The organism is Paracoccus solventivorans, assembly GCF_900142875.1.
Classification (GTDB): Bacteria; Pseudomonadota; Alphaproteobacteria; order Rhodobacterales; family Rhodobacteraceae; genus Paracoccus; species Paracoccus solventivorans.
On the sequence record NZ_FRCK01000002.1, the window covers coordinates 443,756 to 457,631 of the forward strand.

General features: G+C 63.0%; 16 protein-coding genes. 5 read left to right on the top strand and 11 right to left on the bottom strand.

Annotated features, from left to right (window positions below):
* Window position 1: 1 nt before the first annotated feature.
* The 10 genes from BUB57_RS05375 to BUB57_RS17355 all read right to left on the bottom strand — a co-directional run bounded on the left by BUB57_RS05375 (window position 2) and on the right by BUB57_RS17355 (window position 6,554).
* Window positions 2-298, bottom strand: coding sequence for a hypothetical protein (locus tag BUB57_RS05375; RefSeq protein ID WP_073063296.1), 297 nt, complete (start codon window positions 296-298; stop codon window positions 2-4).
* A complete protein-coding gene (locus tag BUB57_RS05380) occupies window positions 295-849 on the bottom strand; it encodes a hypothetical protein (RefSeq protein ID WP_073063297.1) in 555 nt (184 codons plus the stop codon). The genes BUB57_RS05375 and BUB57_RS05380 overlap by 4 nt, the downstream gene beginning before the upstream one ends.
* Window positions 846-1,394, bottom strand: coding sequence for a glycine-rich domain-containing protein (locus BUB57_RS17385; protein ID WP_456319939.1), 549 nt, complete (start codon window positions 1,392-1,394; stop codon window positions 846-848). Before BUB57_RS17385 ends, BUB57_RS05380 begins: the two co-directional genes overlap by 4 nt.
* Window positions 1,360-1,944 (bottom strand): hypothetical protein, encoded by a 585-nt coding sequence (locus tag BUB57_RS16490; RefSeq protein ID WP_143159622.1) that lies wholly within the window; start codon window positions 1,942-1,944, stop codon window positions 1,360-1,362. The genes BUB57_RS17385 and BUB57_RS16490 overlap by 35 nt, the downstream gene beginning before the upstream one ends.
* A complete protein-coding gene (locus BUB57_RS05385) occupies window positions 1,937-3,982 on the bottom strand; it encodes a phage tail protein (protein ID WP_073063298.1) in 2,046 nt (681 codons plus the stop codon). The genes BUB57_RS16490 and BUB57_RS05385 overlap by 8 nt, the downstream gene beginning before the upstream one ends.
* Entirely contained in the window at window positions 3,909-5,093 is a 1,185-nt protein-coding gene (locus tag BUB57_RS05390) for a DDE-type integrase/transposase/recombinase (protein ID WP_073063299.1), read from the bottom strand. Before BUB57_RS05390 ends, BUB57_RS05385 begins: the two co-directional genes overlap by 74 nt.
* On the bottom strand, window positions 5,093-5,659 hold the full coding sequence (locus BUB57_RS05395) for a hypothetical protein (RefSeq protein WP_073063300.1): 567 nt from the start codon (window positions 5,657-5,659) through the stop codon (window positions 5,093-5,095). The genes BUB57_RS05390 and BUB57_RS05395 overlap by 1 nt, the downstream gene beginning before the upstream one ends.
* The gene (locus BUB57_RS16495) at window positions 5,652-5,837 is read right to left on the bottom strand and encodes a hypothetical protein (protein ID WP_143159624.1); all 186 of its coding nucleotides are present in this window, start codon (window positions 5,835-5,837) and stop codon (window positions 5,652-5,654) included. The genes BUB57_RS05395 and BUB57_RS16495 overlap by 8 nt, the downstream gene beginning before the upstream one ends.
* Window positions 5,838-6,251: 414 nt before the next feature.
* On the bottom strand, window positions 6,252-6,419 hold the full coding sequence (locus BUB57_RS16745) for a hypothetical protein (RefSeq protein WP_159435559.1): 168 nt from the start codon (window positions 6,417-6,419) through the stop codon (window positions 6,252-6,254).
* Between the two features lie 12 nt (window positions 6,420-6,431).
* Window positions 6,432-6,554 carry a TetR-type transcription factor C-terminal domain-containing protein gene (locus tag BUB57_RS17355; protein WP_407670320.1) on the bottom strand — a complete coding sequence of 41 codons (123 nt, stop codon included), beginning with the start codon at window positions 6,552-6,554 and terminating at the stop codon, window positions 6,432-6,434.
* Between the two features lie 413 nt (window positions 6,555-6,967).
* Between BUB57_RS17355 and BUB57_RS05400 the strand changes: the two genes are divergently transcribed.
* From BUB57_RS05400 to dctP, 5 genes are all read left to right on the top strand, one after another.
* A complete protein-coding gene (locus BUB57_RS05400; RefSeq protein ID WP_073063303.1) occupies window positions 6,968-8,653 on the top strand; it encodes an AMP-binding protein in 1,686 nt (561 codons plus the stop codon).
* Window positions 8,646-9,416 (top strand): enoyl-CoA hydratase-related protein, encoded by a 771-nt coding sequence (locus BUB57_RS05405; protein ID WP_073063305.1) that lies wholly within the window; start codon window positions 8,646-8,648, stop codon window positions 9,414-9,416. Before BUB57_RS05400 ends, BUB57_RS05405 begins: the two co-directional genes overlap by 8 nt.
* A gap of 100 nt (window positions 9,417-9,516) precedes the next feature.
* Window positions 9,517-10,038 (top strand): TRAP transporter small permease subunit, encoded by a 522-nt coding sequence (locus tag BUB57_RS05410; RefSeq protein ID WP_073063308.1) that lies wholly within the window; start codon window positions 9,517-9,519, stop codon window positions 10,036-10,038.
* Window positions 10,028-11,353, top strand: a complete 1,326-nt coding sequence (locus BUB57_RS05415) for a TRAP transporter large permease (protein ID WP_200796415.1) — start codon at window positions 10,028-10,030, stop codon at window positions 11,351-11,353. Before BUB57_RS05410 ends, BUB57_RS05415 begins: the two co-directional genes overlap by 11 nt.
* A 46-nt stretch (window positions 11,354-11,399) precedes the next feature.
* Window positions 11,400-12,485, top strand: a complete 1,086-nt coding sequence (gene dctP, locus BUB57_RS05420) for a TRAP transporter substrate-binding protein DctP (protein ID WP_073063316.1) — start codon at window positions 11,400-11,402, stop codon at window positions 12,483-12,485.
* Window positions 12,486-12,701: 216 nt separating this feature from the next.
* Here dctP and moaA read toward each other — a convergent pair whose 3' ends face one another.
* Window positions 12,702-13,748 (bottom strand): GTP 3',8-cyclase MoaA, encoded by a 1,047-nt coding sequence (gene moaA / locus BUB57_RS05425; protein ID WP_073063319.1) that lies wholly within the window; start codon window positions 13,746-13,748, stop codon window positions 12,702-12,704.
* Window positions 13,749-13,876 lie beyond the last annotated feature (128 nt).

The window sequence follows — 13,876 nt, forward strand, 5'->3', positions numbered from 1 at the left end:
GTCAGCACCCCTTGTGGATGTGGAGGACGAGGCGGCCGTAGTTGCGCAGCTGCCCGTCCGGCCAGCGGATCCAGAACAGCGCCGCATAGCGCCCCGGTGCCAGGTCCAGGGCGTCGGGCGAGAGCGTGAACGGAAAGCCGCGATCGTCAGGATCCGCCACCAGCGGCAGGCAGCCGTCGCTGGTGGTGATCCGCAGCTCGGCCGTGGCGCCGTCGAGATCGGGCATCTCGCCCGTTCGGGTGCGCGGGGTGGCGCGCCAGATTTTGCGCTCGCCCTGGGTGTAGTGGATGTCGATCATGGCACGGAGCCCTGAATGGCACCCATGGCATCGGCAAAGCTGGCCAGCACCACCGTGACGTCCGTGGCGGTTTCGGCAATCTCGACCTGGGCGATATGACCCAGCCGGATGGTTTCCAGCTGGGCGCCGATCTGGCGGAATTGCGCCCCAAGATTGAGATAGACCTGCGCCACCTCGTAGGCCGTTGGTCCGGTAATGCCGATTTCCGCCGCAATCAGCGGATAATTCTCCAAATCCGCGTCAAGGTCTTTGATGAAACGCCCGGCCTCATCTTCTTTTACGAGGTAGAGCATTTCCTGCCCGGGAAGATCGGTGATGAACTCGGTGCGCGCTTGGCCGATGGCTGAATTGATGCTGTCGATTGCGGCAGCACAAACCTCTGACAAAGCGGCGGTAGATTCCGGCGGCGGGATAAAATCCGCGCCGTCGAAAGTCCAGCCCGGCCCGGCTTGGTCCACCTTCGGCCAATCGGACGCCCAGTCCGGCATAGCCGCAGGGTCCACCTCGATCACGTTGACGATAATGCCGTCCTCGATCTGCGCCAGCCTCATATCCAGATCCTCACCTCGCCGCGGGCGCCTGGCCCGCCAGTTTGACCCACCGCAGGGCCGGATCCCGATCCGCCACCCCCGGGTGCAGACCCGGCAACTCGACCGCCAGGGCCGCCACCGCCATTGCCGCCGAAGATGGAGACCCCGCCGGGGGATGCATTACTACCGCCAGCGCCGCCACCACCGCCGCCGCCGCCATACACGGCATTACCACCGCCAGCGTTGGTGGACCCGTTCTGCCCGTTGCCACCACCGCCACCGCCGAACATATTCTTGGCATCGGCTGCTTTCCCAATACCACCGTCACCCCCGCCGCCGCGGCCAGCGTTGTCGGTTCCACTTGTGCCGCCTGCACCAAAGGGTCCGCCGCCACCGCCGCCGACAGATATGTTGAAACCGCTCACCGACGCAGCACCGCCGCCGCCATACGCAGTCGCTAGCGTGCCAAAGGTCGTATTGCCGCCCGCCTGGCCTGTTAGGCCGCCCGCCCCGATGGAAATCGACACCGTGCTAGGCAGATCGGTGATCCGGAATTGCGCGCGCATGTATCCACCACCACCGCCCCCGCCAGCACGGTAGTCGCCACCCCCCCCCACCACCTCCGCCCCCCCAAAGCTCGACGGTAACCATGGTATCGTCGGGCAAACCGGTCGGCTTGGACCATGTTCCCGACGAGGTGAACTGCCAGTAATGACTTGCCGCCCTACCGCCGGCGTCGCCGGATGCTGACAGGATGCGAAACGCGCCGCCCGTATATTCAAGTAACGCGCGTGCGCCTTCCTGGGCAGCTCCTTGCGTCATCGTGCTGCCTGCGGCGGTGAGGATCGGGCTGGCCGGCCCGCCATTTATTGCCAATGTCATCGGGCCGGTGTTGGTCCCCGACCAGGTCAGTGTGAACTTCATCCCCGAGATAAGTCCCCCGGACAGCGCCGGGTCCAGCATGGCAGTGACCATGTCGGGACTGCCGCCGATACCGGTCAGCTGCAGGACCGAGGCATCGAACAACTGCCCAATGCGATCGGCGTATTGGTCAAGGAATTGGAGCCCGGTCGGCATAGGGCTTGACGCCCCGTTGAATGTGGTGCGGTCAGCCATTGAACACCTCGTTTGCTTCGTCGATCAGGGTCAGCACGGCGCTGAAGTCCTCGCGCGGTTCGATCGCGGTCACCTTCAGCCGGAGGGTCTCGGAGGCTTTCAGGCCGATAGCGACCAGCACATCCTCGGCGATACCCGCAGGCGAGATCGGGGGGATGAATGCGATGTGGTCGGTTTCGCCGTCGCCGATGACCGGATGGGTCGTCGTGCTGCCGTCGGTGCGCCGGATCATTGCGGCCGAACCTGCGCCGATCAGTCCCATGTCCTCGACTGCGCCCAGGTCGGCGATGGCATCAAAGCCGGGGCGCGCATGCAGCATTACGGCAGCGTCAAGCGTAAGGCCCTCGACCATGCCCGCCGCGCCGAAATGCACCACCGCCACCCGTGCCGCACCGATCTGGCGTGCAATGCTGTCATGGCTGACCGCCACCAAGCTGCCGCGCCGGCAGATAATGGCCTCGGCCGGGGCGGTCAGGCTGTATTCGGTACCGCGTGCCACCGGCTGGGACAGGTCGTAGAGTGCTCGGGCGCGGATCTCGGGCTCGGTCACCAATCCCTCATAATCGATCTGTTCGAGCACGCCGCCAAGGCTGCCGCCCGGCCGCAGGACGGTGAGCTGGCGGGCCTCGTAATCAAGGTCGGCATCCCGGAAATTCACCCGAAGCCCGTCAGGTAGTCGCGGCATTGCGCGGCGCCAGGCAAAGTCGGAGGAGTTGCGCGGGGTGAACAGTTGCACGGGCGCTTCGAGAGAGGTGTCGCGGTCCATCGCCACGCCCCAGATCTCGGAAGCCATCGGGCGGGCATAGCCGCAGGCGGCAGCCAGCTCCACCGCGGTGGCAACCGACTGGCCCTCGAGCACGGCATTCACGCGATAGCCCTGCTGGCTGCAGTGGGCGCGAAAATCCTGCAATCCCGCCTCGTCCAACGCAGCCGCGGGCAGCGGATCGGCGTTGAGCATGCCCGACAGCATGTCACGAATATGGGGCGCGGGGTTGTCAGTGACCCGCCAGTCCTGCCAGCCGGAACCGTCCCAATCCGGCACCCAGCCACCGGCCAGGACTGACAGCCGGTCAAGCTTCCGGTTGCGCGCCCGCACCGCGATCAGCGCCACATCGCCCGTTACCACCGGGGTCTCATTCCAGATACTGACCGATCGCAGCAGCATCAGGTTGTCGCCGATCTGGTCGCGCGACATGGCAATCGTCGGCGCCGCAGGGTTGCGATAACCGAACAGGTCCCAGACTGATCCTGACAGTTGATAGCTCGATGCGGTCCAGTTCGAGGCCTTGAAGCAGGCGCCGCGGATGATTTCGATTTCCCACATCCCGGGCGGCCAGTCGGCAGGGTCCAGCAGAATACGGGCCTCGTAACGGTCGAGTTCGACGGACTGGACCCCGGTGGTACCGACATTGCCGGCGGCCATCCATGCCGGTTCGCTGGTTCCGAAGGCCTGATCTGCAACCCATTCCGTGTTTTCGGGGACCACGGTCTGGGCAGGGCAATGGCGGCGGGCCTCGACCCACCCCTCGCCGCTGGCGGCGGATGGGGTGGCAACGCGGTCCGTCCAGATCAGGCGGATGGTGGCGCGCAGCTGGCGCAGGTTGGCGGCCTGGAAGTGCAGCTCGGGGAGATTGCGCCAGGCACCACCGTTGCGCAACCGCAGTCGCAGCCGGACCGGCACGCGCAGACGTATATTGCCATCCTCTTGCGTGAACAGCCCCTGCGGAAATATCAGCTGCAGCTGGTGCTCATGGGGCGCGGCCCTGGTGGCGACGATCGTGGATTGGGGGATCGCGAGCGACGGATCAAGCGTGGGGTCGAGACGCGTCCCATCATCACCATCGGTGATATGGGCCGAGAGCTGCGCCTGCACGCTTTCGGTACGGGCCTGCCGGCGGATCAGATCAAGGCGGGCATCTCCCGGCCAGCCTTCCCGAGTCTCGACCTCGACCCCGGCGACATCTTCAATCGTGGCGGAGCCGATGCGGATATCCGACAGTCGATGCGGCCCCGCCAGCGCGAACACAGCCTCGACCACCTCGTCTGACCGCGCCCAGCCACGCCTCGCCGTCCTCGGCGAACAGCAGCACCCGCCCCATGTCGGTCGGGTCCATGCGCACCAGGACCCGGGTGCCGGGCATGGCTGCGGATGTGTAATAGTGATGATGGTCAACGCGGACGCCGGTCTTGGTCACGGTGCGGATGCCGTCGTTGCCCGGGATCGGCGCCAGCAGGATATCCAGAGCCTCGGGGTGCTCGATCCGGCGAACCGTCCCGCGCCACGCCGCTGCAACCTCGAACGGCGTCTTGCGCCGCAGGCTTTCATGCGGGGCATGGCCATAGATCTGGTCCGACCAGCTGTCACACCAGTTCTGGAACTCACGCAGGTCCATCTCGACGTCGAACAGCGCCTCGGCTTTTGCACCCAGGCGGGCGTTGAAGGCCTTTCGATTTTCCAGCACCTTCCGGTCGGCGACACTGTGCCCGATGAACCCGGGGCAGCCGGCCAGATCCCGCTGGAAGGTGCCGATCACGCGCTCGACGTCGCCCTTGGTCTTGGGCTGGTATGGCGGGGACAGCTCGATCGTGATGCCGAGGGCTTCGAACAGGCGTGTCGTCGAACTGGCCGTGAAATCGCTGCCGTTGTCGGTCTTGATAACCTTCGGCACACCCCACGCGAGAATCGCCTTGCGGATCAGCGCGCCCACGGCCGAGGCGCGGGGCGTCTGGGTCACCAGGACGATGGTGCGGCGGCTGTAGATGTCGATGCACATATAGATCGAATGCCGCTTGCCCCCCGTCAGCATGACGTCGGCGGGCGACGCGTCGATCTGCCAGAGGTCGTTCAGGTCGTCGGCCCGGGTCGACCCGGTGGCAGCGAACTCCACGCGCGACCGGTAGGCATCGGGATCCCGCAACCGCAGCAGCTCGTTGCGGTACTCGACTTCCCACCGCCGCATGGCCCGCTGCACGTCCCGCAGCCAGCTGTCATCCAGCCAGGCCGCCGCGGCCTTGAGCCGCTGCCAGCCCGCGCGCAGGGGGAGGAGGCGCGTGCTGGCGGGCTCACGCAGCTCGACGGTGGCAGCCGGAGCGCGGAGACAATGATCGGACTTGGTCGCGCCCGCAGGCACAGCATTTTCCTGTGGCATTACAGCTGCCCTCCGGGGGTATCGTCCCGGGCCAACTCGGCCACATCACGCCCGCTCATCCGCGTCAGTTCGGCGTCGTATTCTGCGGTGATCAGATCATGCAGATGGTGGGTGATCCGATTACGGGCGGTGACCAGCGCGTCCCGCGCAGCCGGGCCGCGCAAATCGCACAACATATCGGCCAGGAGCTTGGCCCGCGCCTCTTCGGGCAAGTCGTCCAAGGCAGATCGAGCGATCTCGCGTCCGAGTTCGCGGACCGGCAGCAGTCCGTTGGCAACAGCGGCCATCCGCGCCTTAGCCTCCGCCTCGGTCTCAGAAGTGGACACGGGAGCATCGTCGCAATGCACGATCCGGCGGGCTGGAATGTCACGCATCATGATTGAACCTCGGTTGAAAGGGTGATGGAGGCCGACGCTGTGCCGCGGGCAAAAGACAACGAGATATCCCCCCCCCCCCGCACGTTCGGCCGCATCCGCCACGGGGATCAGCTGGTCCAGCAGGTCGCGCAGCGCGATCAGTTCGGGCTCGGACAGGGTCGAAACGTCGATACGAGCTGCGTCACACATCGGCGGCGTCCTCGGGTTGAAGAAGCTGTTCGCCCGGATCCCGGGTATCGGCGAGGTCGCGGAAGAGATCGCGGGCCAAAGCCCGCAGATCGGAATCCAGAGCAAGAAATCCGGCGGCAAGCTCGTCGGCGCGCGTCAGCAGGCCCAGCATCCGACGGTCCAACTCGGCCCGGGTCATGCCGCTTCCTTCTTGGTCTTCTGAGGGTGCGGTCGAGGGACATCCCGGGGCCATTCTAGGTCGTTAGGCCAAGCCGCCCAAAAGTCCTGCATCAGGCCCTCATAGGTAGCGGTCCTGACATCGCCCCCTCTCTTGAGGCGACCGAAGAGGTCTCCCTTACCGGTCATCCGCATGGAGATTGCCCAATGGGATACACCTTCGTGTGCGGCGAGGGTGCCCCTTCCCCGTTGCCTTCCTCGACCCAACTTGCTCAAACGGAGGAACTTATGGGAAATCCTGCCGTGAACCAGCAGTCTTGTCCGCCTTCCTCTGGCCGGTCGCCGATCTTCTTCGTGGCGACTACAAGCAGTCAGATTACGGCAAGGTCATGGGCCTTGGTCCCGCGGGCACTCGCACTGAAGCCCCTCATCGGCCTCAAGCCAATGCCAAAGCCTCTTCCTGCGGGTCAACGATCGCACCAACTGCCAGTCGCGTATATTTCCGCCAAACATCTTCCTTGGTCAGCGGGTGTTGTTGTTCGACCCAGTGCGTGACGCCAGCGAGCATTGCCAGAATGCCATAAGCTACCACTCGCGGATTCATCTAACGCATCACTCAAGTTGAGATTCCGTCCGAGATAATCCCGATCAACCTCTCCTCGTAGACCCGCCGCAATGCGGTCAAGCGGGCATAGTTTTCCGGTCCCAGGCTGCGCATTTTATAATAGCAGATGAACACCTATGGGCGTGGGCGCATGTAGTAGGTCAGGTGAAAGCGTAGAAATGCCAGAAAGCGAAAAAAGCTGAACTCTCCGCCGGCACCGAGTTGCGCATGCTGAAAGCAATTCTTCCATCTGCAGGCAGATCAGATCACTAGTAGTTCCTATTTATTGGTATAATGCCGTATATTGTGCTTTGCCTGATACCGGCGCGCTCATGGACAGGAAGCAGCCCCGCCGAGCGTACCGGAGCCTACGTCTGCTGCCGTGTCCCAGCATTCCGATCATTCGATCGTAAATTTCTGGGTTTTTCCTTCTCCGAAGGTGATTATTGACAGGCATCACCCGCCGTGTCTAGCTACCTGCGAACGAGCGATCGGGCGAAGAGAGATCGGTCAGCTGTGCGAGGAGGGCCGGCTTGCAGGGTTATGCAATGATGCCAGAGCAGCTCGGCGATTTCCGTTGGAGCATGCCCGAGCGCTTCAATATCGGAACTGCAATTTGTGATCACTGGGCTGCCTGCGACCCCGAACGCGTTGCACTTGTCGAAGTGGATGAGGATGGCCGTGTTCGCGAGCACAGCTACCGCGACCTTGCAGAGTCTGCGTCACGACTCTCTCATGCACTGGCCGCGCGGGGTGTTCGCCCGAACAGGGGCGGGATCGGGCCGCGCATTGGCGTGCTCTTGCCACAATCGGTGGAAACTGCCACGGCACATCTAGCGGCAACGCGCATGGGCTGTGTTTCGCTGCCGCTGTTCACCTTGTTCGGTCCCGAGGCGCTGGCTCACAGATTGCGAGATTCCGGTGCCTGCGCACTGATTACGCAGGCAGCCAGCTTGGACGTCCTGACCGAGATCGCAGGCGAACTTCCTGACCTGCGCCTGATCATGTGCAAGCACATGCCTGAAGGCGCCGAGGCACGCTTCGCCGGCATCGAGGTTGTGGATTACGACGCGGCGTTGTCCGTTCAGCCCGAGAGCTTTCCGGCGTGTGACACCAGCCCGGCAGATCCTGCGATCCTGATCTATACCTCGGGCACAACCGGAAATCCCAAGGGTGCGCTGCATGCCCACCAGGTACTCCTAGGCCACCTGCCGGGTGTCGAGGTCAGCCACAACCTTCTGCCCCAGCCCGGAGACCGGTTGTGGACCCCGGCAGACTGGGCATGGATTGGCGGATTGCTCGATGTGCTGATGCCAGGTCTTTATCACGGGGTCACCGTGGTCGCCTGCCGGTTTCATAAGTTCACTGCCCGCGCCGCCTTCGATCTGATCCGCGATTGCGGCATCCAGAATGCGTTCCTGCCCCCTACGGCGCTGAAACTGATGCGGCTGGAGCCTGGAGCCGAAAGCTGGGCGCTGAAGCTGCGTTCGGTCGCCAGCGGAGGCGAACCTTTGGGCGCTGAGTTGCTGGAATGGGGGCAGCGTGTCTTTGGCACCACCATCAATGAATTCTATGGCCAGACCGAATGCAACATGATCGTTTCCAGCTGCTCAGCGATCGAAGAACCGCAGCCAGGGACCATGGGTCGGCCGGCACCTGGTCACAAGGTCGCGGTGATCGACCACGACACTGGCACGGAACTGGCCCCGATGGTTGAGGGGGAAATAGCGGTCCTGACACCCGATCCGGTGATGTTTCTTGGCTATTGGAACAACCCCGAGGCCACAGCAGCAAAATTTGTCGAAGGGCCGCGTGGTCGCTGGCTGTTGACCGGGGATCGCGGGGTGCTGCATACCGATGGCCGACTTTCTTTCCTGGGGCGCGACGATGATGTGATCTCATCGGCCGGCTATCGCATCGGCCCTGCCGAAATCGAAGATTGCCTGCTGAAGCATCCGGCTGTTCATCTCGCGGGCGTGGTGGGCCAGCCCGACCCGCTACGCGGCCATATCGTGACAGCCTTCGTGACGTTGGCCGAAGGCTTTACGCCCGGCCCTGCATTGGCAGATGAAATTTCACGCCACGTGCGCGACCGTCTCGCTGCCTATGAATATCCGCGCGCAGTGCATTTCATCGAGGAAATGCCGATGACAACGACCGGAAAGATCATCCGGGCAGAGCTACGCAAGCGCGCCGAGGAATTTTCCAGACAATCCGAGAACTCCCATGAATGACATTCTGGTGCGCGAAAACCTCAATGGGATCGCCGTTCTGACAATGAACAGGCCCGATGCGCGCAATGCCATGAACGCAGCTCTGACGGACCAGTTGCGGGCGGCGCTGGACTGGGTAGAGGACTGTGATGATATCCGACTGGCGGTGCTCTGCGGCAATGGCCCCGCTTTCTGCGCGGGAATGGATCTCCGCGCATTTTCTGCAGGTGAGACCGATACTATCCTGAACGGTCGAGGCGGCTTTGGCGGCCTGGTGCGCAGGCATCGGCGCAAGCCCCTGATCGCCGCCGTCGGCGGTCCGGCCCTCGCCGGGGGCTTCGAAATTGTTTTGGCTTCGGATCTGGTCGTGGCTGCGCCTGGTGCGCGCTTTGGCCTGCCCGAGCCTAAGGTTGGGCTAATAGCCGGCGCGGGTGGCGTTTTCCGGCTGGCCGCACGGGTGCCGCCTGCCGTTGCTACCGAAATTCTACTAACTGGGCGGATGATCAACCGCGACGAGGCCGTGTCCCTTAGTCTCATCAGTCGATGCACCGAGGATACCGACCCGCGCGAGGCGGCGCTGAGCCTTGCTCGCGAAATCGACGGCAACGCACCTTTGGCGGTGGCCGCAACCTTGGCGCTGTCTCGCGCCGCCTCCGCCGTGACGGAAGCCGCCCTATGGACCGAAAACGATCGATTGTTCACCGGCGTGGTCACATCTGAGGATGCGAAGGAAGGCGCAGAGGCCTTCACCCTGCGGCGCCAGCCGAACTGGCAAGGACGCTAACACCGTTTTGGCGAACCGTTGCGTTTCAACGTGGAGGACCGATGCGGAACAGCAAACGAGGCAAGGCGAGCCGCCTTGCATGTGAGGGGGAGATAAAACAGTGCCAATCATCCGCGTGATTGATGGCTTGAACGAGACAGTCGGCCGCATCGTGTCAATCGTCGCCATCGTTTTTGCGGCCATCATCATTTATGACGTGGTAATGCGCTATTTCGTCGGCGAACCAACCCGCTGGGCTTTCGACCTTACCAAGCAGCTTTACGGCTTCTATTTCATTATGTTGGGCGGCTATGCGTTGCGCCATCAGTCGCATGTTCGTGTTGACCTGGTCACCTCGAGGCTGAGCCCCGCCCTACGGCGCTGGATCGAAATCGCCGGATATGTCATCTTCTTTTTTCCTTTCGCATGGGTCTTTGCCCGCCGCAGTTGGAACTTTGCGATAACTTCGTGGAAACAGGGGGAAGTGACCTATGGCGCCGTTCAGATGCCGGTCTATCCGCTGAAAATGGCGATGTTTGTCGCTGCTGTGCTGTTGATGATTCAGGGTATCTCAGAGGTGTCGAAGCTATTGTTACACAAGGCTGACGACCTTCAACCAATGGAGCCTCTAGATGTCCGGTGAATCTATTGCGCTGATCATGTCGGGCCTGTTGGTTCTGGGCCTGTTCATGGGGCATCCGCTGGCGTTCGTTCTGGGTAGCACTGCCGTTCTCGGCGCGCTAATCGCCGGGAAACCGATGGTGCTGGGCATCGTCATCAACCGCATCTTCGGCGACGTCCTGGACAATTACGTCCTGATTGCCATTCCGCTTTTTGTGCTTATGGCGCGCTTCCTGTCCGACAGTGGCGTGACCGATAAGATGTTCGAAGCGCTGCGCCACCTTACGGCGCGCGTTACTGGCGGCCTTGGCCTGGCGGTTGTCTTCATCTCGATCTTGCTGGCCGCGACGACCGGAATCATCGGCGCCTCGATCACGGTCATGGGGATGATGGCGCTGCGCCCGATGCTGCAGTACGGTTATGACAAACGGCTGGCGACCGGACTGATCGCGGCATCGGGCTGCCTCGGCATCCTTATACCGCCGTCGATCATGCTGATCTTGATGGCTTCTTATGCGCCCGGCCTGTCAGTCGGCCAGCTTTTTGCAGGTGCAATGATACCGGGCCTTCTGCTAGGGCTGCTTTACGCCGTCTATGTGGCTGTCATCGCTTGGGTGAAGCCCGAGTGGGCCCCCTCGATCAACGAAGAGGAGCAGATCGGCCGTGGTGAGATGTGGCGGATGCTGGCGATCGAGGCTGTGCCGCCACTGGTGCTGATCCTGGGTATTCTGGGATCGCTTCTGGCCGGTATCGCCACGGCCACCGAGGCCAGTGCCATTGGCGCCATTCTTGCGCTGCTCATCGTCATCCTGCGCGGCCGGTTCAAATGGGATACCTTCTATTCGGCACTGCTGGAAACCGGGCGGACCAGCGCGATGATCCTGTTCATCGTGGTCGGAGCAACTGCCTTTACCGGGGTCTTCAACATCACCGGTGGGTTGCGCGCCAGTCAAGATTTGATGCGCGGGCTGGCCGACGATCCGCATACGCTGGTCTGGGTGATGTTGGTCTCGGTATTCATTCTTGGGATGTTCCTCGACTGGACCGGGATCGTGCTGCTGTCGTTCCCGATCTTTTTGCCGCTGGTCAGCGAGATGGGTATCGACCCGCTTTGGTTCGTCGTCCTGATGGCCGTCGTTTTGCAGACCAGCTTCCTGTCTCCGCCCTTCGGCTACGCGTTATTCTACATGCGGGCCATCGCACCGCCGGACCTTAAAACTGGCGACATCATCCGTGGTGCTGTGCCTTTCATCCTGCTGATCGTGCTGGTCTGCCTTCTGGTGGTCCTGTTCCCCGGCTTGGTGACTTGGCTTCCGCACAAGCTTTATGCCGCCTGACGGCCTTCTCGGCCGTCCGAACACCATCCAACGAGGAGGAACTGATATGAAATTTTTGCTGAGCGCAACGGCGCTGGCTCTGCTTTGCACAACCGCCGCGAAGGCCGACACCTGGACCATGACCTCGACATGGCCGTCCAGTCTCGAGTTGATCGAGATCGACAAACATTGGGTCGAGTTGGTTAACAAACTGGTAGATGACGACAAACTTACCATCGAATTCTATGACGGCGGCAGCCTTGTTCCCGCGGGCGAGGTGTTCGGCGCGGTTGAGTCGGGCACGATTCAGGCCGGCGGCGACTGGGCTGGCTATTGGGCGGGCCGTGACAGCGCCTTCTCTCCGCTTTCGACCACGGCCAGCCTGTTCAACGCTGTGGATTATGTGAATTGGATTCAGGAGTGGGGGGGAGCTGAACTCTATAATGAGGTCTATGGCAAATTCGGCATGGTCTATCTGCCCTATGGCGTGACCAACAACGAATCCGGCTTTCGCACGGTCAGCAAACCCGTAGCAACCCTGGACGACCTCAAGGGACTGCGCCTGCGTCTTTCTGGGCTTGAGCAGGGCAAGCTGCTGAAAAAACTGGGCGGCAATCAGGTCAGCATGGCTGGCGGAGAAATTTACCAATCGCTCGAGCGTGGCGTGATTGACGGGGCCGAATTCTCAACCCCGAATGTCGATTTTTCGGGGGGTTTCCACGAGGTGACGAAATATTGGTCGACTCCCGGCTGGCATCAGTCATCCTCCGTCTTTGGGGTGATGATCAATAAGGCCTCATGGGATGCGCTGGACGAGGATACCCAGGAAAAATTGAAGATCGCAGCCCACGCGAACCTGCTGTGGAGCCTGGCCAACACCGAAAAGCGTGCTACCGAGGCCTATGCTAAGTTCAAAGAAGCCGGGACCGAAATAACCCGTCTTGATGACGCCGCCCTTGAGCAAGTGCAGAAGATGGCCAATGAAACCATCGAGGAAGTCGCCTGCCAGAACCCGCTTTCGGCCAAGGTCTATGCCAGCCAGCTAAGATATCTGGCGGATTACGCCAGCTGGCGTGATGCGTCGGCGCCCTTCAACTTGGGGCGCACTCCGAATGGTCCTGAACTGGCCAAGATCGAAGCTTGCGCACAATAACATGAGACTACACCCGGGATCCAAGGTCCCGGGTGTTTTCATCTGGATCGCTCGACCCTGGCCGACTGGGTCGGAAAAACCACCGCCTGCTAGAACCCTTGGCTTACGCCATCCGCGCGCGCGCGAGAGAGAGAGAGAGAGAGAGAGAGAGAGAGAGAGGCGCCCGCATCCCTACACCGCCACTCATCCTTGCCCACCACCCGGCTCCCGCCCGGCTCAGCCCCCGGTATGGTTCATCCCGCGCGAGACCACTCCCCGGGGGACGCCGCGGGAATAGTCGAAGTCGTGGCCGCGCGGCTTTCGGGCGATGGCGGCGCGGATGGCCTGTTCCAGGGCGGCGTCGCCCGGCGCGCCGCGCAGGACCGGGCGCAGGTCCGTTGATCCCTCCTGCCCCAGGCAGGTGTAAAGCTCGCCGGTGCAGGTCAGCCGCACGCGGTTGCAGCTTTCGCAGAAATTATGGCTCAGCGGCGTGATGAAGCCGATCTTCTGCCCGGTTTCCGCCAGCCGCACATAGCGGGCCGGGCCGCCGGTGGTCTCGGCCAGCGGCTGCAGGGTGAAGCGCCGTTCGAGCCGCGCGCGCAATTCCGACAGCGGCAGATATTGCGCGATCCGTTTCTCGGCGCCTTCCTCGCCCATCGGCATCAGCTCGATGAAGGTCAGGTCGTGGCCCTCGGCGGCGCACCAGTCGACCAGCGGGACCAGCTCGTCCTCGGTGAATCCCTTCAGCGCCACGGTGTTGATCTTGACCCGCAGCCCGGCCGCGCGGGCGGCGGCGATGCCGTCGAGCACGGGGGCAAGCTGCCCGCGGCGGGTCAGTGCCGCAAAGCGCCCCGGGTCCAGCGTGTCGAGCGAGACGTTCACCCGGCGCACGCCGCAGGACGCCAGCGCCTCGGCGTGGCGGGACAGCTGGCTGCCGTTGGTGGTCAGGGTCAGTTCGCGCAGCGCGCCGCCATGCAGATGCCGCGACATGGCGCGGAAGAAATCCATGATGTCGCGGCGCACCAGCGGCTCGCCGCCGGTGATGCGCAGCTTGCTCACCCCCATCCCGACAAAGGCGGAACAGAGCCGGTCCAGCTCTTCCAGGCTCAGCAGCTCCTTGCGGGGCAGGAACTGCACGCGCTCGGCCATGCAATAGGTGCAGCGGAAATCGCAGCGGTCGGTGACCGAGACCCGCAGGTAGCGGATCGAGCGGCAGAACCCGTCGATCAGCGGCGCGCAGACCGGCATGACGGGGTTTCGGAAGGCGGCAGGTTTTTCAAGCATGACTCGGGCCTCGGGCCGGAAGGGATGCCGGCCGGTCATTCCGCCGGCGGCAGTACCCCGTGGAGTGGGGCCGGGCCGGCGCCTTGCGGCGCGGCCGCAGGATGCCGGAACAGGCGGGCGCGGGTCCG